Genomic DNA, 257 nt, shown 5'->3' on the forward strand with positions numbered 1-257 from the left:
CGTTAAGCTAACCTGTACTAATTACCCGTGAGGCTTAACCATACAACACCAAAATGGTGTGAGACTGTTAAGTTAGAAGTTAGAAATTAAAGACTGAAGTAGACACATTACTTATAAAGCTTTCCGAATTTAATACTGATTGCAACAGTGATTAGTAACCAATTTGCTTGGTGACAATAGCGTTCTGGACCCACCTGACCCCATGCCGAACTCAGCAGTGAAACGGAACAGCGCCGATGATAGTGTGGCATTTGCCA

The 257-nt window shown here is 41.6% G+C and carries 1 rRNA gene; it reads left to right on the plus strand.

Going from position 1 to position 257, the window contains the following annotated elements:
• Nucleotides 1-166: 166 nt before the first annotated feature.
• Nucleotides 167-257, plus strand: a 5S ribosomal RNA gene (gene rrf / locus C2M24_RS04970); the annotation flags it as partial.

This window comes from Pseudoalteromonas sp. T1lg22 (assembly GCF_002964645.1).
Taxonomy (GTDB): Bacteria; Pseudomonadota; Gammaproteobacteria; order Enterobacterales; family Alteromonadaceae; genus Pseudoalteromonas.